This window comes from Vibrio algivorus (assembly GCF_030161215.1).
In the GTDB taxonomy this organism is placed as follows: domain Bacteria; phylum Pseudomonadota; class Gammaproteobacteria; order Enterobacterales; family Vibrionaceae; genus Vibrio; species Vibrio algivorus.
Map to the genome: position 1 here is coordinate 169,069 of NZ_BSPV01000006.1, position 21,375 is coordinate 190,443.

The following is a 21,375-nucleotide window of genomic DNA, read 5'->3' on the forward strand; positions in this document are numbered from 1 at the left end:
GGTGTTGATATTGGCACTGATTCGGTTATTTCAAACGCTTCACTCTTAATACATCTTTAAGCTGTTCAATCCGAGCAATAATTCGCGATAAAATCTCGACGTTTTGAACTTCTAAATTAAAGTCCATTATCGATATTTGACGTTTGTAATCAGTACGGCCATTCATACTGCTAACTTTCAGCTTCTCATTAGCAAACAATGCGGTGATATCTTTAAGTAACCCACCACGCTCTAGAGCTTCGATTCGAATTGTCAGAATGTACAACCCAGTAAAGCCACTTCCCCATACCGTTTCAATGATACGTTCTGGCGCGTGGTGTCTTAATTCTTCAAGCTGCTCACAATCGGTACGATGCACTGAGATTCCTCGACCTTGGGTAATATAACCACAAATTTCATCACCTGGTATCGGTTGGCAACAACGGGCCAAGTGGTTCATGAGGTTATCGACCCCTTGCACCACAACCGCATCTTTACGAGGGCGGCTTTGTTGCGCCACTTGTGATTCTTGCAGTTTCGCCAGTGCTTGTTGATCTTCTTCTTCCGCTGTTGGCTTATTGACTAAAGCGTTGATGTGATTCACGACTTGGTTAATACGTAAATCGCCACTGCCAATTCCAGCATATAGCTCATCAGGAGTGTTCACGTTAAAACGTTTTAAAGCGTACTGCTGGGCATCTTTTAACGTCGCTCCAATTTTTTGAAGTTCAGCTTCAAGAATATCTTTACCCGCTTCTAAGTTTTTCTCACGGCTTTGCTTTCTAAACCAAGCATTGATTTTGGCTCGTGCACGACCTGAATGCACAAACCCTAAATTAGGATTGAGCCAATCACGAGATGGGTTAGGCTCTTTTTGAGTAATAATTTCAACTTGATCGCCCATCGCCAGTTTATGAGTAAACGGAACAATGCGTCCGCCTACTTTCGCGCCGATACAGCGATGACCGACTTCAGAGTGAATATGGTAGGCAAAATCTAGTGGCGTTGCCCCCATAGGCAAATCAACCACATCACCACGCGGCGTAAAGGCATATACACGATCATCAAACACTTGGCTGCGTAATTCATCCAGCATTTCGCCAGAATCGGCCATCTCTTCTTGCCAATCGATCAGCTTACGTAACCAAGTGATTTTCTCATCATAACCACTACGGCCTGCCGAACTACCTTCTTTGTATTTCCAGTGCGCGGCAACCCCAAGTTCAGAGTCTTCATGCATTTGCTTGGTACGAATTTGGATTTCAATGGTTTTGCCTTCTGGACCAAGAACTACAGTATGAATAGATTGGTAACCATTGGGTTTAGGATTGGCAACATAGTCATCAAACTCACTAGGTAGATGCTTATATTTGGTGTGCACCATACCAAGGGCGGCATAACAATCTTGCAATTGGTCTGCGATAATCCTTACCGCTCGCACGTCGAACAACTCATCAAATGCAAGGTTCTTTTTCTGCATTTTACGCCAAATACTGTAGATGTGTTTGGGTCTGCCACTGACCTCTGCATTAATATTGGCCGCTTTCATATCTTTGGATAAATTGGTCACAAAATCATGAATATATTGTTCCCTGACAATTCGACGCTCAGAAAGCTGTTTAGCAATTTTTTTATAGATATCAGATTGTTGATAACGGAAAGCGTAATCTTCAATTTCCCATTTCAGCTGACCGATACCAAGTCGGTTAGCAAGCGGCGCATAAATATTGGCACACTCTTTTGCTGCTGCTTGACGAGTTTCATCAGGTTCATTTTTCACTTCACGCAAGTTACAAATACGCTCGGCAAGCTTTATGACTACGCAGCGAAAATCATCGACCATCGCTAATAACATGCGACGTACATTATCCACTTGCTCTGATGCTTCAGAATCATCAAGACTGACATTTAACTGGCCAATTGCGGCCATTTCTTCCACACCATCAATCAGTTTTACAATTTCTTTACCATACTTTTCAATTAAAGCTTCACGCTCAAATAATCCCGCCGTGACAATTGGAAAAAGCTGCGCTGCCAATAAAGTAGGTCGATCCATCGACAAGGTGATCAAAATTTCAATCATCTCGCGACCACGCCATAGCAGTAATGAACACTCTGAATGTCCGCTTAATAAGCTTTCACACTCTTGATAGACTTGCGTCAATTTATTGCTGGTCTTGCCATCTTGATGCAGACTTGCAATCCAAGATTCCAGTTCAAACTCTTCGTTCTTATTCAAATGTGCGCTTCTAACTGCGACCATTACACTATCCTGTTTATTTATCTAATCTTTAAAGGTGATGCTCATGCATATACGACAAATGGAGATTTTTTTTGTTCAATCATATACCCAAGTGACTTCAAGATGCAGAATCCAGAGCTATCATCCAAGTCTTTAGACAAGGAAGATTTATACGGAATGTAAACACCTTTCAAGTAAATCTATAACAATTAAAATAATTTCAGCTTCGTCGGCTTTTTATTCTTAAGATTCTTCTTGTCTGCTTTGGCGACTTTTTCAAATAGTGCCATTGATTCTAAATGACTGGTATGCGGGAACATATCGATCATACCTAGCTTTTTCAGCTGATAACCTTGTTTTTGTAGACTATGACTATCTCTGGCTAATGTCGCCGGATTACAGGAGACATACACTACGGTTTTAGCGCCTAAATCGGACATTTTATCAATAATGCCAGATGCCCCAGCCCTAGCCGGGTCGAGTAGTACTTTATCAAACGCCTTTTTAGCCCATGATGTTTGCGTGAAGTCTTGTTCTAAATCAGCTTGATAGAATTCTAAGTTATCTAAGTGATTAATTTGTGCGTTGGCTCTCGCCCTCTCGACCATAGCTTGAATGCCTTCAACGCCGACAACCGATTTAGCCTGTTGAGCTAACGTCAAACTAAAATTACCTAAACCACAGAATAAATCCAGTATGCGATCATTTTTAGTGACCTCTAACCATGAAATCGCCTGAGCGACCATTGCTTGGTTGACCGCTTGATTGACTTGGATAAAGTCTGTCGGCAGAAAATCAATTTTATTCCCTGTTTCAATGCATTGCAGAGGCGTACCACTTAAACAGTTTAGTTCACCACTATTTCCTAACAAGTAGATGGTCACTTCGTATTGTTGAGCAAACGTCAATAAGCCTTGCTGTTCTTGTTCGGTTAATGTCGCGGTGTGGCGCAACAGCAATGCTTTACGCTGTCCATCAAACACAACTTCAACATGCCCTAACGCTCGTGGGTTATCAAAGGCTTCTATCATGGACTTTATTTCAGGCAGTAACTCATTTAATACTGGCTCCAAAACAGGGCAATTCGTGACATTAGCAATTTGCTTACTGGACTTTTGTCTAAAGCCAAACTGTAATTGTTGTCGCTTACTATCGAACAACATACTGATGCGTGCACGACGTCGATACCCTATGCTCTTAGAACGGATAGTCTCATCCATAACAAGATTTGGTTGGGCAAATTTTGCCATTAAATGATACAAAGATGTGGTCTTATGAGTAATTTGATCATCATGATCCAAGTGCTGCATATTACAGCCACCACAAACTTGATAATGCGGACAAAAAGGGTCAACTCGCTGAGTACTCGCCTGTTGTATGTTGATTATTTTTGCGCGTGAATATTTGCTTTTGTCTTCAATCGGTTGAACCAATACTTTTTCTTGTGGTAGTGCGCCTTCCACAAACATCGGTTTATTATTGTAATACGCAATACCGGCACCTTGATGATCGAGCTTATCAATAGTCACCGTCTGGTGTTTTTGAGTATTGGTTGTATTTTTCTTGGCTTGGTAGAAATTGACCATTGGTGCAAAGTATCCATAAATATAAAAAGCATCATGCCTTTAAAGATGTCTTAATTCGTGATTATTCATAACAATGATTGTCGAACTGCGCCTAGTTGATTAAGCTAAAGGCACATTGGCGATAATCAGAGTTGCGTAGTGATAAAGTTCATCAAGCATTCAAAGCTCATTGGCGGTAAGAAACCTCTTAAAAACTTGGTTTCGATGAGTTTATCAATACAAGTAACACTCTCATTTTGCTATTTTCCCATATCCAGACAGGCTTGTAATTAAAGAATCATGACAAGGTATGGCTTGCGCGCCCGCGTAATTACATTAACGTTAGCACCGACACTGATCATTGGCTTATTATTAAGCACATTTTTCACTTTAAATCGCTATAACGATCTTGAGGCTCAGCTTATCACGTCTGGTACGGATATTATCGAGCCTTTAGCCATCGCCAGTGAATATGGCATGACCCAACAAAGCCGTGAAGCGGTACGTCGGCTGATCAGTTACGCCCATCGTAAGCACTCTGATATCGTGCGCAGTATTGCTGTGTTTGATACCCATCACGAACTATTCGTGACATCTAATTTTCACCCTAATTTTCAATCCCTTACTTTTGATAAAAGCAAACCTATCCCACTGCTTAGCTCGATAACTCAATCGCCAACAAATCCTAATTTAATGATCTTGCGCTCTCCTATCTTGGCGGAAGGTCAGTTTACCAGCCCAAGTGGTAAAGAAATTGCCCCTAATCAGGCCTTGGGTTATATCGCAATGGAGCTGGATTTATCATCATTGCGCTTACAGCAATACCAAGAAATCTTTGCAGCTTTAATTGTATTACTATTGGGTATGGGGTTATCAGGATTTTTTGCTTATCGATTAATGCGCGATGTTACCTTACCGATCTCTCATATGGTGAGTGTCGTTGATCGAATTCGACGTGGTCATCTCGATGTGCGAATTGAAGGTAAACTGCATGGTGAACTCGATACCTTAAAAAGTGGTATCAATGCCATGGCGATGTCACTGTCAGAATATCACGTTGAAATGCAACATAGTATTGACCAAGCCACCTCAGATTTACGTGAAACACTAGAGCAACTAGAAATTCAAAACATTGAACTGGATATTGCTAAGAAACGCGCTCAAGAAGCAGCCAGAGTTAAATCTGAATTCTTAGCCAATATGTCGCATGAATTGCGTACTCCACTAAATGGTGTCATTGGCTTTGCCAGACAAATGCTTAAAACTGAGTTAACCGCTAACCAAGTTGACTATCTACAAACTATCGAACGTTCTGCACAAAACTTGCTGTCTATCATCAATGACATATTAGACTTTTCTAAGCTAGAAGCAGGTAAATTACTGCTAGAAAACATTCCTTTCGATTTGCAAGAAACCTTAGATGAAGTGGTCAGTTTACAAGCAACTAGCGCCCATGAAAAAGGTTTAGAGATCACCTTAAACATTGATCCTAACATTCCTCAAGGCATCGTTGGCGACCCACTTCGTATTCAGCAAGTACTGACTAACCTAGTTGGTAATGCAATTAAGTTTACTGAACGTGGCAATATAGATATTGTTGCCGAGTTACGCTCGAGCAAAGATAAAAATGTCGAAGTACAATTTATGGTACGTGACACTGGTATTGGTATTTCAGAGCGTCAACAAGCTCAATTATTCCAAGCATTCAGTCAAGCCGATGCCAGCATTTCACGCCGATATGGTGGTACAGGTTTAGGGTTAGTGATAACTCAAAACCTAATTAATCAAATGGGTGGTGAAATCAGCTTAACCAGCCGCTTACACCAAGGCTCAACATTCTGGTTCGCTGTCACCTTCCAAGCCACAAATATGCCTATTGCACCGCAGATTGATACTTCTTCACTACTAGGTAAATCCGTTCTATTGGTTGAGCCTAACATGCCTGCTGCAGCCATTATTGAGCAGCAATTAACTCGCGTTGGCATGAACGTTACTTATCAAGCACAGTTAGCCGATAATCCTGATCGATTTGATATTGTATTGCTCAACTTACCGCCAAATATCCAGCACGATCAAAGCCAACTATTTTCTATGATCCAGCAAGGGCTGACCCTATCACCGCAACTTATCCTTGGGCTACCAAGTACGGAATTAGCATTAGCTGAAAATTTAATAAAGCTCTACCCAATTCAATGCATCGCTAAACCAATCGTGCGACGTAAACTTATTCAACTTATGCTGCCAAACCAAGCAAAGGCCACCTTACTGGCTGCTCCTCAACCTCCAAAAGCAGCCTTACCACTCAAAGTGATGGCCGTCGACGATAACCCAGCTAACTTGAAACTAATCTGTGCATTACTCGAAGAGCAAGTGGAAGATATTGTCACTTGTAGCAGTGGTTTACAGGCGGTTGAACAAGCGCAATTACAAAAGTTTGATGTGATATTGATGGACATCCAAATGCCAGATATGGATGGGGTAACCGCTTGTCAAAATATCAAAAAAACCGAGTTTAACCATCAAACACCGGTGATAGCGGTAACCGCTCATGCGATTGACGGTGAAAGAGAGCGTTTATTACAAGCAGGAATGGATGACTACCTGTCTAAACCGATTGAAGAGCATGTACTACATCAAGCACTGGTGCATTGGAACCCTTATGCAGAGCAAGGCACCATTGAAAAGCTGGATTTAAAGGAAAGCCAATTAGATAGCATCCCAGCTGTCTCCACTAGTCAGCAAGCAACTATTTCTTGTCTTGGTGGGTCTAGTATTGATTGGTCTACCGCCTTAAAACAAGCGGCCAACAAAGAAGCATTAGCCAAAGATATGCTACAAATGTTGATTGAGTTTTTACCTGAGGTAGACCAGTCGATAGAAAAAGCATTGATAGAGCCTAATGAACAACAAAACCAACTGCTTGCCACCATACATAAACTGCATGGCAGCTGCGCTTATAGTGGCGTGCCTAAGCTACAAACTCTGTGCGCAACCATTGAAACCGCGTTAAGAGCAGAGCAAGATCTTGCTGAAATAGAACCTGAGTTATTTGAGCTGCAAGATGAAATGGAAAAAGTAAGAGAAGATTCGAAGCAATACCTTACAGGATAAGGAGTTCCACAATAATAAAAAACCGAGTTCACTTCATTGGATATAAATGCACAACTCGGTTTTCATTATTTTACCTATGACAATTAAGCACTAGGATTCTAAAATCACCGTCGCCATAGCGTAACGCTTTTCATCGGAAATAGATAAATGGATATAGCTAACACCCTGCGTTTGAGCGATTTCTTTTGCTTTACCATGAAGTTTTAAAATCGGCTTACCCAATTCATCATTTGTAATTTCAAAATGTTGAAAACTCACCCCACAAGCAATGCCAGTACCGAGTGCTTTAGATGCTGCTTCTTTGGCTGCAAAGCGTTTTGCTAAGTAACGACCTTGCTGTTTTAAACCATGAAAAATCGCTAGCTCAGTCGGATGAAGAATACGCTCAACAAAAGCTTGCCCAGAACGCTGCAAGCTTTTTTCGATACGTTCAATATCGGCAATATCAGTGCCTAATCCAACAATAGCCATTATCGACGACGCGCTTCCTGCATGATGGCTTTCATATCAGCCACCGCTTTATCTAGACCATCGAACAAAGCGCGACCGATGATCGAGTGGCCAATATTCAATTCATAAATTTCAGGCAATGCAGCAATTGGTGCAACGTTATGATACGTCAAACCATGGCCTGCATTTACTTTGATGCCAATACTGTGTGCATAAGTGGCACCCGCAGCAATACGCTTTAATTCAGCTTGTTGTTCGCTATCTGATTCTGCATCCGCATAATGCCCCGTATGTAGTTCAATATAAGGTGCGCCACAAGCTTTAGCTGCATCTATTTGCTCATGAGAAGCATCAATAAACAGTGACACTTTAATACCCGCTTGAGTCAGTTTTTGCGTTGCCGCTTTAACTTTGTCTAATTGACCTGCAACATCCAAGCCGCCTTCAGTCGTTAACTCTTCTCGTTTTTCTGGCACTAAACATACATATTCAGGTTTGGTTTGAATCGCGATCTCAACCATTTCATCGGTAACCGCCATTTCAAGGTTCATACGAGTTTGAATGGTTTCACTTAAAATACGCACATCACGATCTTTAATATGGCGGCGATCTTCACGTAGGTGAACCGTAATGCCATCAGCGCCAGCACGCTCAGCAATTTCTGCTGCATGCACAGGATCGGGATACTTAGTGCCACGGGCATTTCTGACGGTTGCGATGTGGTCAATATTGACGCCCAAGTAAATCACACTCATGGTTAACTCCTTGTCTTCGGGATCGCTTTGTGCGGTGAAAGCGCCATAAATAGCTCCCGACTTTTTAATGGTTTACTGCCAAGATACGGCTTTAATGCCATTCGAGTAAAACGCTTAGCAGCTTGTAATTGTTGTTTGGTTAGGAAACGGCGCTCACTGATCGCAATCAATTCATCCCCAAGAAAGGTTAAGTTATCCTTTCTTACGCTCGCAATAAAGCCTTTTTGTTCTCGGTAACGGTAAGTCATGTTTTCAGACACAGGCTCGCCACTGCCGGCACAATGTAAGAAATCCACGCCATAGCCTAACGAGGACAGCAAGGCTAATTCAAAACGACGTAAAGCCGGCTCAGGGTTATCAGCCTGTGCCAGTTCAGTCAAAGAAGCTAGGTAGTCATGGAATAACTCAGGGTAAGCGGTTTCGCTTTCAATCACTCGGCTAATCAATTCATTGATGTACATAGCCGAATAAAGGTTAATACCATTGAGAGGGATACCTAAACTGATCGGTTCGGCTTGCCTAAGCGTGCGCATCGAGCCCTTGCCAAACCATTTAAGTAGTAGCGGTGTGAAGGGTTGTAACACCCCTTTTAGATTAGAACGTTTGCTACGAGCACCTTTGGCTAAAATGCTGACGCGACCGAACTCTTCACTAAACACATCTAAGATGAGACTAGTTTCAGTATAAGGACGGCGATGTAGGATAAAACAGCGTTGAAGTCCTAAAGCGTCAGACATAATTTTTCCGTAGCTCGAATCTCGAATGCCCGTTTCTCGAAGTTAGCATATCGAGAAACGAGTCTCGAGATTCCGATTAACGATTACAAATCATCAATATAGCCAAGCGAACGCAGTGCACGTTCATCATCGGCCCAACCGGATTTCACTTTTACCCAAGTTTCTAGATAAACTTTACGTTCAAATAGCTCTTCCATATCTAGACGAGCTTCACGACCGATAGTTTTGATTTTCTCGCCACCTTTACCGATCACCATTTTTTTCTGACCAGTACGTTCAACTAAGATCAAAGCATTGATATGAAAACCATCAGTTTCAGGATTATAATCGAAACGCTCAATCTCAACTGTCACCGAATAAGGCAATTCTTCACCAGTAAAACGCATCAGTTTTTCACGAATGATTTCCGATGCCATAAAGCGTTGTGAACGGTCTGTCACATACTCTTCTGGAAAATGGTGTACCGCTTGTGGCAAGGCTGCACGTACTCGCTCGCGAATCGCGTCAGTGTTGCGACCTTGTTTCGCAGAGATAGGAATAATATCGACAAAATCCATTTTCTCAGACAAGGTTTGCATGTGTGCCATCACTTCGGTGCGATCTTTTACATTATCAACTTTGTTGATCAGTAATACGGTTGGAAAATTGGCAGTACGCAATTTGTTGAGTACCATTTCATCATCCGCAGTCCACTGAGTGCCATCGACTAAAAACAACACCAAGTTAACATCGCTTAGTGAGCTATTGGCCGCGCGGTTCATCAGACGGTTAATCGCACGCTTTTCTTCGATGTGTAATCCTGGAGTATCCACGTAAATAGCCTGAAATGCACCTTCAGTATCTACCCCCATGATGCGGTGACGGGTAGTTTGAGGTTTACGTGAGGTAATCGAAATCTTCTGGCCAAGTAAATGATTCAGTAGGGTTGATTTACCAACATTAGGACGACCAACAATCGCAATAAAGCCACAGTGTTGTTCACTAGGGTCAACATCTTCTAGTGCAACTTGATTCGGCTGCGCTTCACCTGCAAAGTAAGCATCAAGATCGAACTCTTGCTCGTCTTGTGGATCGTTTTTATTTACCATTTGCTAATACTCCTAAAGCCAACTCAGCAGCAGCTTGCTCGGCTTTACGTCGGCTAGTGCCTTTACCTACTACAGGCTCCGCAACACCAGTGATCTCGCATGAAACGGTGAATTCTTGATTGTGCGCTTCACCTTTAATTTTTGCCACAGTATAAACAGGCAACGGTTTACGACGACCTTGCAAGAACTCTTGCAGGCGAGTCTTAGGATCTTTTTGCGATACTCCCGGTTGGATGTCATCCAAACGCGTTTGATACCAAGCAAGTACCACTTTACGTACCACTTCAATATCACTATCAAGGTAGCATGCACCAATAATAGCTTCGACGGCATCAGCTAAAATAGAGTCACGGCGGAAGCCACCACTTTTCAATTCACCTGGACCTAATTTTAAGTAGTCACCAAGCACAAATTCACGTCCTAACTCAGCTAAAGTATGACCTCTAACTAAAGTTGCACGCATGCGGCTCATATCCCCTTCATTAATATTAGGGAAGCGATGATATAACTCATCAGCAATAACAAAACTTAAAATTGAATCGCCCAAAAACTCTAAGCGCTCATTGTGTTTGCTGTTCGCACTGCGGTGAGTCAGTGCGAGATTTAAAAGACTGGCATCGTTAAATTGATAACCAATCTTTTTTTGTAATCTAGGAATCTGAGAATTCATACTCTCTCAATTATATTAGTCCGCCGATACGATTAAATCGCACGCCGGTAGGGATCCAAGAAGGCAATACGCTGTCAGTATCACGATCAAATTCAAAGCTAATCCAAATGGCGGTGGCTTTACCCACAAAGTTTGCTTCTGGAACAAAGCCCCAGTAACGACTATCAGCACTGTTATCACGGTTATCACCCATCATAAAGTACTCACCTTCTGGCACGACCCATTCATTGTGATACGGACGAGGCTGGTATGCTTGCACGTTATCGCGACGAATTGGGCTGACTAAAATATTATGCTCCACTTCACCAAGCTTTTCTTTCGCTTGAATCAATGGAATGCCATCTTGATAAAATGGACTTTCTTTTGCATCAAACTGTGCCACTGGTTTACAGGTATCAGTGCCGACAGCTTGAACACAAATTTGTTTATCTTCAGTATAGCGGATTGTGTCACCAGGTAGGCCAACCACACGTTTGATATAATCGATATTTGGTTGTGGTGGGTATTTAAATACCGCAATATCACCACGTTTTGGCTCCCCTGTTTCAATTAATTTAGATTGAAACACAGGATCTTTAATGCCGTATGAAAACTTTTCTACCAAGATGAAATCACCAACGAGTAACGTTGGCATCATAGAGCCAGATGGAATTTGAAATGGTTCGTAGATAAAACTACGTAATACCAAAACAAAGGCAATCACAGGAAAAATCGATACGCTATTTTCTACCCACCAAGGTTGCGGATAAATTTTCGCAGCCGCTTCCTTACTTAGTGGTTCTGTTGTTTTAGTCTCAACATCAGCAACCGCTTGTTGACGTTTCTTGCCCCAAACAAACTTTTCTAATACCCATACCACGCCAGTCACTAAGGTCACTAGCACTAAGATTAATGAAAATGTATTTGCCATCCGATTCGGCTTCCCTATGATCTAATACTGATTGTACTAATATGTTTGCTATAAATAACAAAAGTGAAAAGGCATTATCACCCTTTCACTTTATATAGTCATTTTCCTGTACTCACGGAAACAAACAGCGTCATTACCGTGATTAATCTTTACCGACGTGCAAAATAGCCAAGAACGCTTCTTGTGGTAATTCAACATTACCGATTTGCTTCATGCGCTTCTTACCTTCTTTCTGCTTTTTCAGTAGTTTTTTCTTACGGCTCACGTCACCACCGTAACATTTTGCGATTACGTTTTTACGCAATTGTTTCACGGTTGAACGAGCAATGATGTGGTTACCAATTGCCGCTTGAATCGCAATATCAAACATTTGGCGAGGAATGAATTCTTTCATTTTTTCAACCAATTGACGACCACGCGTTTGCGATTGATCTTTATGTGTAATGATCGCTAATGCATCAACCGTATCACCGTTCAGTAATACATCTACACGTACCATGCTAGAGCTTTCATAGCGGTGGAAATTGTAATCTAGTGACGCATAACCACGTGAGGTCGACTTCAAACGGTCAAAGAAATCCAATACCACTTCAGCCATTGGCAAGTCATAAGTTAATGCAACTTGATTGCCGTGATAAACCATATCAACCTGAGTACCGCGTTTTTCAACGCATAGTGTAATTACGTTACCTAGGTAGTCTGAAGGTACTAAGATATTACAGCGAGCGATAGGTTCACGAATTTCTTCAATATCATTAATCGCAGGTAGCTTAGCTGGACTATCGACATAAATGATGTCGCCATTGGTCTTTTCAACTTCATACACTACCGTTGGTGCTGTCGTTATCAGATCAAGGTCATATTCACGCTCTAAACGCTCCTGGATGATTTCCATGTGCAGCATACCTAAGAAGCCACAACGGAAACCAAAACCAAGTGCTGCCGAGCTTTCTGGTTCATAGAATAGTGATGCATCGTTCAGGCTTAATTTGCCTAGTGCATCGCGGAAGTTTTCATAATCGTCCGATGAGACAGGGAACAAACCAGCATAAACCTGAGGTTTCACTTTTTGAAAGCCTGGTAAACGCTTCTCACAACCGCCTTTCGCATGGGTCAGAGTATCGCCCACAGGTGCACCTAGGATATCTTTGATACCACACACAACCCAGCCTACTTCACCGGTATTTAAACCATCGGTATCCACTTGTTTAGGTGTAAAGATACCAATGCGATCCACTCCCCAAGTCTGGCCAGTGCTCATCACTTTAATCTTGTCGTTTTTCTTTAATTTACCGTTTTTGATACGAACTAAAGACACTACACCTAAATAGTTATCAAACCATGAATCGATGATCAATGCTTGCAGCGGTGCTTCAGGATCACCTTCTGGTGCAGGAATCGACTTAACGATTTCTTCTAACACTAAATCGACACCAATACCGGTTTTAGCGGAACAACGCACCGCTTCCATCGCATCGATACCAACAATATCTTCAATTTCTTCTGCAACACGTTCAGGATCAGCCGCTGGTAAGTCAATTTTATTCAGAATTGGCACGACTTCGAGATCCATTTCGATCGCAGTATAACAGTTTGCCAATGTTTGCGCTTCTACGCCCTGACCGGCATCGACAACTAACAATGCACCTTCACACGCGGCTAGAGAGCGAGAAACTTCATAGGAAAAGTCAACGTGTCCTGGGGTGTCGATGAAGTTAAGCTGGTAAGTTTCACCATCACTAGCTTTATAATCCAATGTCACGCTTTGCGCTTTAATCGTGATACCACGCTCACGCTCTAGATCCATAGAATCAAGCACTTGAGCTGCCATTTCACGCTCGGTCAGCCCTCCACAAACTTGAATTAAACGATCAGAAAGAGTCGACTTACCGTGGTCGATATGGGCGATAATCGAAAAGTTACGAATGTGCTTCATAGGCTGGAGACAATACTCAAATAAATGGTGGATTGGATATGAAATCCCTTTTGCTAGGTCAATTTCATTTTAGTGGCAGCGATTCTACCCAATTTCCTGCTGGGTAGCTATACCTAGGCGAAAATCTCAAATAATAGGTTGCCCTAAAACTCGGATCAAAGAGACTTCACTATCAACTTTTTTTTCTAACCACTGTGTCATAGGTTTGGCGAAATAGATGCCCAGACCACCACAAATGAAAAACATCAAAATGACAATACCTTCACCAAAGTTTAACCAAGGCCGTAACACTAACTGTGCGAACACACTACCCGCTATCATTGCCAATAAAGGTAATAAGTAAACGATTAGAGCAGAAAGTACTAAACTTTTTTCCGGTAAGCCGATTTCAACCACTTGCCCATTTTGTAATGCTTGGCTAGTCCGTAGTTTCCAAAAGTGCGCTTTGCTGCCTAGTGCTTTTGACACCATACCAGTACCGCAGCTTTTTTGTGATTTACAACTTTTACAACTGGTCTGCTGTTCACAACTCAACTGTACGGTATTCATTCCTTGCTCTTGTTCAACCGAAATAACGGTCGCTAAAGCGGTCATCATGGGGTATTGCCTTTATTATTAAATGTCACCGAATCTGCAATGCGCTTCGCAGTAGATGGTGGAATATCACCAATTACCGAGATCTCATGATTCTCTTTAACAAAAGTTTGCAGCGTGCGACGACCTTGACGATAAACCTGAGGTTTGTTGTCTGATGTTTTTATTTCCGACACGTAGACGGAAAAGTTGAACAAGCCATCACTGTAGAGTTGGCTTTCTACTATAGTATCCGTCACAGGCATACGGTAACGATTGAGGTTATTAGCTTCAAAGCCATTTGGCACCCAATTAACCTTCCAACTAGCATCCATATTTTGTGATTTAGGTAAAGTTAATACATCTGGTAATTTCGCTGAATTAAGCCCATCTAAAATCGTCGCAATATGGTCGCTCACCGCGTAAGAAATCGTTCGATATTGCTCTAAAACCTCACCATTGCGTTCAACCAAATCTGCTCTTAAAGGCAAACTAGTGCGTTCATCAATCCAGACAATATAAGAGTAACGTTGACCATCTTTGGGTACTACTCGAACCACCTGACAAGCAGTTCCAGCTTCACGAGAACGACCAATTTTCACAAAGTCATAAATATTGCTCAGATCTTTAATATCACTATCAATCAGAGGAATTAGCGGAGCAACCATGTTGCCTGAGCGGATTGAGAACGGGTCTAGACCTGGTTCGATATAGCTGATCTCATCACCACGACGGATCACTTCACGCACTGGGCCACTTAAATAAACCAGATGAGCTAAATTTTTGTCATTTTCAATTGCATGACGATAAAGTAATGGCTCAATACTATTCTTGCGCACTAAGATATAAGACAACTCATAATTGAGGGTCTTGCTGGCTTCACTCATTTTAAGCAATAAAGCCTCAGCAGAAGGCTTAATATCTTCGGCTGAGGCTGCTTGACTAAATAAGCTGAATAGCAACCAAGTACTAATCAGAATTTTTTTCATTTAAATACCGCTTCTATCGGGTTAATCGCCACGAAAGACATATTATTCACTCGTGTGATTCAAACGCAGTTGTAATTCATAATCTTGCATCAATTCATTAGCACGGCGATGTTGCTCCATCGCTTTAGCTTCAGACGATTGTGAACGTACAGAGTCGCGAGTCAGGCTAACAGGCTCTGCTGAACCAGCAAAAGGTATCGTTTGTAAAACTGGAAGCTGATCAGAATCAGAAGCAACGTTGGCATCTGAACCAGAGTATTGCTGAACCCCAAGAATCACAACCAATGAAACACACGCTGCCACACCGACTTGAGTCAAGTTACTTAACCAAGCAGGCATTCTTGCGCGAGCTTTCTCAGGTTTAGGTTGGGCCTCTAAAATTGGCGTAACCTTACTTGAAGATAAGTCGCTTGAAGACAATCGATTATGAGCGGGCTCATCCTCTAACGCTAAAGCAACTTTAGAAGCAATATCCCAATTGGGGTTACTCGGCGTTTCACCACGAAGCGTATCTCCGATCAAATGATAGTGACTCCAAGATTGCAAAGATTCATCATCTTGTTCTATCTCAGAAATCAATGATTGATCAATAAGCTCTCCATCCATGAGAGCTGAGATCTGCTGTTTATTGGTCATTTTACTCACCATTATTAGTCATTGTTATCGCTGAATCAGTGGGCGTATTTTCTTTTCCACTGCATCGCGAGCTCGGAAAATCCGAGAACGAACCGTACCAACCGGACAGTCCATCACCTCCGCAATCTCCTCATAACTCAAACCATCCAGTTCTCGTAAAGTCATTGCGGTTTTTAAATCTTCAGGCAGAGCTTCAATTGCATGAAAAACTACCTGCTTTAATTCTTCTGACAACGTTAAGTTCTCAGGGTTCGATATTTCTTTTAATGCACTTCCAGATTCGTAATATTCTGCATCTTCAGCATCGACATCACTGGCTGGAGGGCGGCGTGATTGAGCGACGATATGATTCTTCGCAGTATTGACCGCGATACGATAAAGCCATGTATAAAAAGCGCTTTCACCACGAAAGTTTGGTAACGCTCGGTAGGCTTTGATAAAGGCTTCTTGAGCCACGTCAGGCACATCGCCGGGATTCTTAATGTAACGGGAAATCAAACTACATACTTTATTTTGATACTTGGTGACCAAAAGGTTGAATGCTTGTTTGTCTCCGTTTTGAACCCGTTCAATTAAAACTTGATCAGTCAACTGCTCGCTCATTTCGAGCACCTACTCCTATTTGTTTTACTTTTTGTCTCAACGACATAAGCATTTCTTATTATACTAAAATGACCTTGGGGCTATTTTCTTATTAAGTAAACAACCTTTAGTGGCCACTAGGGTCTGTAGACCTTAGAGTATATTGTAGTATTGATGTATCACCGACCACTATTGTGACATGTGGCGGCGAGAAAAGTTCATTAAAGAACAACTTTTTCCATTTTAACCATAAAATGTGCTGTAATCGTCATCGAACTTTCTCATTTTTTTCATGAAAAAGTAAAAGAACACTTGAAACTCAGTTTGATATATATGCATATTAATGCTTCGTCAAGTGTGCGACCAGTCTCATTGCGCATCAATTGAGTGAATACAAATAAGTATCGAGTCCTATTTTTCGATACTAGCTTAGGAACTGAAACGAACTTATGAACACAAATAGTGAACATCAATGTGATGTACTAGTCATTGGTAGTGGTGCTGCTGGTTTATCGTTGGCACTGAGAGTTGCCCCTCATGGCAAAGTCATAGTATTAAGCAAAGGCCCTCGAAATGAAGGATCTACCTATTATGCTCAAGGCGGTATCGCAGCTGTATTTGATGAAGAAGACAGTGTTGAATCTCATATAGATGACACATTAATCGCTGGCGCAGGTATATGTGAAAAAGATGCGGTTAGCTTTATCACGGAAAATGCCAAAGAATGTGTACAGTGGTTAATTGATGGCGGAGTACCATTTGACCTTGATGAAAGCGATAAAAGTGAACATCCTCGACATCACTTAACGCGTGAAGGTGGTCATAGTCATCGTCGGATCTTACATGCTGCTGACGCAACTGGCATGGCAATGCAAACCAACCTACAAGATAATGTTAATAATCATCCCAATATCCACTTCTTAGAACGTTACAACGCTTTAGATTTGATTACTGAAGACCGAATTGGCGGCGATGCTAAAAAAGTTGTCGGAGCTTATATTTGGAACCGTAATCAAGAGCATGTTGAATCGGTTAGAGCGAAATTTGTAGTATTGGCAACCGGTGGTGCATCAAAAGTTTATCAGTATACTTCCAACCCAGATGTGTCTTCCGGTGATGGTATTGCAATGGCTTGGCGCTCAGGTTGCCGAGTTGCCAATTTAGAGTTCAATCAGTTTCACCCTACTTGCTTATTTCACCCTGAAGCACGCAACTTCTTATTAACCGAAGCATTACGTGGCGAAGGCGCTTATCTAAAACGTCCTGATGGCAGCCGTTTTATGCCTGATTTTGATGAACGAGGAGAACTAGCCCCTCGCGATATCGTGGCTCGTGCCATCGACTACGAAATGAAACGCCTTGGCGCAGATTGTATGTACTTAGATATCAGCCATAAACCTGCTGATTTTATTGAGAAGCATTTTCCAACCATCAATATGCGCTTGCTTGATTTAGGCATCGATATGACTAAAGAGCCAATTCCAATCGTTCCTGCCGCTCACTACACTTGTGGTGGCGTGATGGTCAATCAACAAGGGCAAACCGATTTAGCTAACTTGTACGCGGTTGGTGAAGTGACTTATACCGGTCTACATGGTGCGAATCGTCTAGCATCCAATTCATTATTGGAGTGTGTGGTTTATGCTTGGTCTGCAGCTAAAGACATCATCGCAAACCTTGATAAAGTTGACCTGCCACCAGATCTTCCATATTGGGATGAAAGTCAGGTAACAAACTCTGATGAAGAAGTGATCTTACAGCATAACTGGCATGAATTACGTTTATTTATGTGGGATTACATGGGGATAGTGAGAACCGATAAACGCCTTGAGAGAGCTTTACGTCGTATACAGTTATTGCAGCAAGAAACCCATGAATACTATAGCCATTTTAGAGTGTCCAATAATTTGCTAGAACTACGTAACTTATTACAAGTGGCTGAATTAATGGTTCGCTGCGCGATGGCACGTAAAGAAAGTCGTGGCTTACACTACACTTTGGATTATCCAGAACAATTAGAAAATAGCGGCCCAACGATTCTAGAGCCTGAAAAGTTTAGAACCAGTAATCCTTTATTTTAATACCCCAAACAACAAACTGCTGGCCTCTCTTTTTCAAAATTAGAGGCCTATATCCAAGTGACTTCAAGATGCAGAATTCAGAGCTATCATCCAAACCTTTAGGCAAGGAAGATTGGCGCAGGCATGTAGGCACCTTTCAAACCAATCTAACACGGCATAAAGATTTGAATGAAGCTCCCGAAGGGCAAGTTAAAACAAGCTTTATGCGGCGTTAAATTAAATAGAGATAGAATAACTATGATCATATTCAATTTGCCTTGCCTAAAGCTTGTTTTATTCTTGCTGAAACTCGCATTTTGAGGTTACTTGGGTATATTTTTATCTTGACGTTTCTTGGGAACTAGAACACAAACAGACAAATTATTTGCCCCTTCATCCAATACCACATTTAATTTCTTATATTCATCATTCTCAAATTGGCAACGCATTAAGCGCAATACTTGACCATTTTTTAAAAGCAGTTGCAGACCAAATTCCGATAACTGCCGATCTACCCGTATTAAGGGATGAAATAACTCAGGTTGAATAACCTTGTGATCGCAGCGAAAACTAAGATACTTAATATGTGAAAAAGATATAATTATCAATAGGATTGAAGCGGCGAGAGGAAGGGTCGAAACAGATATCGCCCAAATAGACAGGCAGCTCAGTGCAACAAACCCAATTTGAGCGATATATGTATGACGATAATAAAAAACAGCAGTTGTATTATAGCGCTTAGCGCACTTTACTAAGATTGTGGGCAACGATTCGATCCACAATTTTAGCGTGACCTAAATGCTCACTACGACCATGCCCCATGATCCAAGTAAACAGATCTGGATCATCGCATTCAAGTAACGAAACAAATGACTTTTGATCATCTTGAGTTAAATCATCAAAACATTCTTCAAAAAAAGGCATGATAACCACATCAAGTTCTAACATGCCACGACGGCAAGCCCACTTTATACGTGCTTTTTGTTCTGGTGTGTACATAACGGTTCCATCTCATAATGCATATTGGCCGAGTTTATCAGCTCACCTGTCTAGCAACTAGTGCAGCAATCACAATCACAACAAATGCTGACAAATATCAATTACGCCAGTACCATGGTGAATAACTTTATTGAACTATCAACTAGGACATTATGATGAATTGGAATAATACTTTTACCGCTTATCCTCTCGCATCAACACAAGCCTTTCCCGATTTGGTTCTATGTCACCTAGCCTCTTGGGGTGCAATCACCATAAACGGTGATGACAAGAAATCCTATCTACAAGGGCAAATCACTAGTGATGTGGTATCGCTCGAAGCAGACCAATCAACCCTAGGCGCTCATTGTGATGCCAAAGGAAAAATGCTGAGTACTTTCCGTCTATTTCACCACAATGATGGCTATGCCATGTTTCAACGTGCTTCTGCTATCGAAAAAGAATTAGTGGAAATAAAAAAGTATGCCATTTTTTCTAAAGTAGTCATCGAACAAAGCGCTGATGTTTGTCTTGGCGTTATCGGAAAGCAAGCTACCTCTATTATCGCTCAGTTATCAGGCCAATCTATTACTCAAGATAACTTACAAGTCATCGCTCTAGAATATGGTACAGCAGTGCCGATCAGTGCTAATCGCTGGTTATTGATGTTATCAAAGCAAAGCGCGGAACAACTTATTGAAAAAAATAGCGATATCATTTTATCCGATGAACGTTTATGGGATCACGCTGATGTGATAGATGCCCTACCGCGAATCGACCAACATGAACAACTCGAACACATTCCACAGGCAATGAACTTGCAAGCACTCGGTGGTATTTCGTTCCAAAAAGGTTGTTATACCGGACAGGAAACGGTCGCTCGAGCTAAATACCGCGGCATTAATAAGCGTGCATTATTCTGCCTACAAGGTGAACTCCATTCAGAACTAGGTGATAGCCTTAAATTAGAACGTCAAGTAGGTGAAAACTGGCGAGGTGCAGGTCAACTCAATAGTTACTATCAATTCAGTGATGGTAAATTGATCGCACTAGCGGTGTTACCAAATAATTTAGAAGCCGATACGGTATTTCGTTTAGAAGCATTCCCAGAGGCTCAACTAAGCTTTGCCGAACTCCCTTACTCACTTGAAGAAGAATAATAGAAATTATGCACTCTAATTGACTAGGTTAGTTAGAGTGCACATCTACCTACTCACAACCCTATAATCTCTACTCCGCCTTTAGCCCAACGCTCACTTAGCCCAAACATTCGCTCGTCAACCTTTCGAACCTAAATCTTCAGAGCAAAGCTTGATCGCTTCTCAATACAATTTTTTGCATTCACATTCATTAAATATCGATCTTACTCACACAAGAAAAAACAAACTAAAGAATTTTTAATCATTTATTTTGAATAAATATTGATCTAGCTTTTTTTAATGTATGATTTATTGGCAGGTTGATTCATGACTTCATTTGATTGAATGGATTAACCAGTAAAGTGTTGCGCTGGTTTCTCCAGCCATATCCACTTTGTATAATGCATCTGTGACTATTCGCCCACGTTATTTTTTCGTGGGCATTTTTTTGTCTAAATCATCAATAGAAACAATAAAACATCACCAATTATTCCATTAGCAGATATAAAAACTGAAACTATAGACAAAGTCAGTATTAAAATTTGATAGATACATCATTTTTCACATAAAAAATAAAAATTTAACAATATGGATGCATAAAACCAGTATAATTCTCTTAGTTACTATAAGGATGTTAGTATGAGATTATTTAATAAATATGTACCAAGAGCCGTCGCAAGGCATGTAAGCCGTTTTTTCAAAGGACGTATTTATATCAATGGTGTGGGTAAGTTTGAATTTGATAATGCAAAGTTAATCATTCCATCACAGGCGCAAGTTCAACATTACAAAATGGTCAAAGAAATCAATCAAGAAATTAATCGCATGCGCTGCGCCTAAATAAGCAAATGACTAAAAATGAAAAAGGTTGGCTACTCAAGCCAACCTTTTTTAACTTATTATTAGTGTATACCAAAATAATTGGAGTTGTAGTGAGGCGACAAGTGAATGAAGCCCCATGAGTTTAGCTTGCCT

At 41.4% G+C, this 21,375-nt stretch carries 18 protein-coding genes; 4 read left to right on the forward strand and 14 right to left on the reverse strand.

Annotated features, from left to right (window positions below):
* Nucleotides 1-25: 25 nt before the first annotated feature.
* Together relA and rlmD are read right to left on the reverse strand one after the other, a co-directional pair.
* On the reverse strand, nucleotides 26-2,242 hold the full coding sequence (gene relA, locus QQJ93_RS09780) for a GTP diphosphokinase (protein WP_089122392.1): 2,217 nt from the start codon (nucleotides 2,240-2,242) through the stop codon (nucleotides 26-28).
* 188 nt (nucleotides 2,243-2,430) lie between these two features.
* On the reverse strand, nucleotides 2,431-3,807 hold the full coding sequence (gene rlmD / locus QQJ93_RS09785; protein WP_089122391.1) for a 23S rRNA (uracil(1939)-C(5))-methyltransferase RlmD: 1,377 nt from the start codon (nucleotides 3,805-3,807) through the stop codon (nucleotides 2,431-2,433).
* A gap of 279 nt (nucleotides 3,808-4,086) precedes the next feature.
* Between rlmD and barA the strand changes: the two genes are divergently transcribed.
* The gene (gene barA, locus QQJ93_RS09790) at nucleotides 4,087-6,897 is read left to right on the forward strand and encodes a two-component sensor histidine kinase BarA (RefSeq protein ID WP_089122390.1); all 2,811 of its coding nucleotides are present in this window, start codon (nucleotides 4,087-4,089) and stop codon (nucleotides 6,895-6,897) included.
* 90 nt (nucleotides 6,898-6,987) lie between these two features.
* On the opposite strand, the gene acpS is transcribed toward barA, so the two are convergent.
* From acpS to rpoE, 11 genes are all read right to left on the reverse strand, one after another.
* Nucleotides 6,988-7,368, reverse strand: a complete 381-nt coding sequence (acpS, locus tag QQJ93_RS09795) for a holo-ACP synthase (RefSeq protein ID WP_089122389.1) — start codon at nucleotides 7,366-7,368, stop codon at nucleotides 6,988-6,990.
* Nucleotides 7,368-8,102, reverse strand: coding sequence for a pyridoxine 5'-phosphate synthase (pdxJ, locus tag QQJ93_RS09800; RefSeq protein WP_089122388.1), 735 nt, complete (start codon nucleotides 8,100-8,102; stop codon nucleotides 7,368-7,370). The genes acpS and pdxJ overlap by 1 nt, the downstream gene beginning before the upstream one ends.
* A 2-nt stretch (nucleotides 8,103-8,104) precedes the next feature.
* Nucleotides 8,105-8,839 carry a DNA repair protein RecO gene (recO, locus tag QQJ93_RS09805; RefSeq protein ID WP_089122387.1) on the reverse strand — a complete coding sequence of 245 codons (735 nt, stop codon included), beginning with the start codon at nucleotides 8,837-8,839 and terminating at the stop codon, nucleotides 8,105-8,107.
* 83 nt (nucleotides 8,840-8,922) lie between these two features.
* Entirely contained in the window at nucleotides 8,923-9,927 is a 1,005-nt protein-coding gene (era, locus tag QQJ93_RS09810) for a GTPase Era (protein WP_089122386.1), read from the reverse strand.
* Nucleotides 9,917-10,597, reverse strand: a complete 681-nt coding sequence (gene rnc, locus QQJ93_RS09815; protein ID WP_089122385.1) for a ribonuclease III — start codon at nucleotides 10,595-10,597, stop codon at nucleotides 9,917-9,919. Before rnc ends, era begins: the two co-directional genes overlap by 11 nt.
* 10 nt (nucleotides 10,598-10,607) lie before the next feature.
* Entirely contained in the window at nucleotides 10,608-11,507 is a 900-nt protein-coding gene (gene lepB, locus QQJ93_RS09820; RefSeq protein WP_089122384.1) for a signal peptidase I, read from the reverse strand.
* Between the two features lie 142 nt (nucleotides 11,508-11,649).
* On the reverse strand, nucleotides 11,650-13,443 hold the full coding sequence (gene lepA / locus QQJ93_RS09825) for a translation elongation factor 4 (protein WP_089122383.1): 1,794 nt from the start codon (nucleotides 13,441-13,443) through the stop codon (nucleotides 11,650-11,652).
* A gap of 126 nt (nucleotides 13,444-13,569) precedes the next feature.
* Complete coding sequence (locus QQJ93_RS09830; protein WP_089122382.1) at nucleotides 13,570-14,040, reverse strand: SoxR reducing system RseC family protein; 471 nt, start codon at nucleotides 14,038-14,040, stop codon at nucleotides 13,570-13,572.
* Entirely contained in the window at nucleotides 14,037-15,005 is a 969-nt protein-coding gene (gene rseB / locus QQJ93_RS09835; RefSeq protein ID WP_089122381.1) for a sigma-E factor regulatory protein RseB, read from the reverse strand. The genes QQJ93_RS09830 and rseB overlap by 4 nt, the downstream gene beginning before the upstream one ends.
* A gap of 42 nt (nucleotides 15,006-15,047) precedes the next feature.
* Nucleotides 15,048-15,641 carry an RseA family anti-sigma factor gene (locus tag QQJ93_RS09840; RefSeq protein WP_089122380.1) on the reverse strand — a complete coding sequence of 198 codons (594 nt, stop codon included), beginning with the start codon at nucleotides 15,639-15,641 and terminating at the stop codon, nucleotides 15,048-15,050.
* A 24-nt stretch (nucleotides 15,642-15,665) separates the two neighbouring features.
* Nucleotides 15,666-16,244 carry an RNA polymerase sigma factor RpoE gene (gene rpoE / locus QQJ93_RS09845; RefSeq protein WP_089122379.1) on the reverse strand — a complete coding sequence of 193 codons (579 nt, stop codon included), beginning with the start codon at nucleotides 16,242-16,244 and terminating at the stop codon, nucleotides 15,666-15,668.
* A gap of 428 nt (nucleotides 16,245-16,672) precedes the next feature.
* Between rpoE and nadB the strand changes: the two genes are divergently transcribed.
* Nucleotides 16,673-18,304, forward strand: coding sequence for an L-aspartate oxidase (gene nadB / locus QQJ93_RS09850; protein ID WP_089122378.1), 1,632 nt, complete (start codon nucleotides 16,673-16,675; stop codon nucleotides 18,302-18,304).
* 717 nt (nucleotides 18,305-19,021) lie between these two features.
* Here nadB and QQJ93_RS09855 read toward each other — a convergent pair.
* Nucleotides 19,022-19,282 (reverse strand): FAD assembly factor SdhE, encoded by a 261-nt coding sequence (locus QQJ93_RS09855; RefSeq protein WP_089122377.1) that lies wholly within the window; start codon nucleotides 19,280-19,282, stop codon nucleotides 19,022-19,024.
* 155 nt (nucleotides 19,283-19,437) lie between these two features.
* Here QQJ93_RS09855 and ygfZ point away from each other — a divergent pair, with 155 nt between their 5' ends.
* On the forward strand, nucleotides 19,438-20,421 hold the full coding sequence (gene ygfZ, locus QQJ93_RS09860) for a tRNA-modifying protein YgfZ (protein ID WP_089122376.1): 984 nt from the start codon (nucleotides 19,438-19,440) through the stop codon (nucleotides 20,419-20,421).
* Nucleotides 20,422-21,039: 618 nt separating this feature from the next.
* Complete coding sequence (locus QQJ93_RS09865; RefSeq protein WP_089122375.1) at nucleotides 21,040-21,240, forward strand: DUF1107 domain-containing protein; 201 nt, start codon at nucleotides 21,040-21,042, stop codon at nucleotides 21,238-21,240.
* The last annotated feature ends 135 nt before the right edge of the window (nucleotides 21,241-21,375 follow it).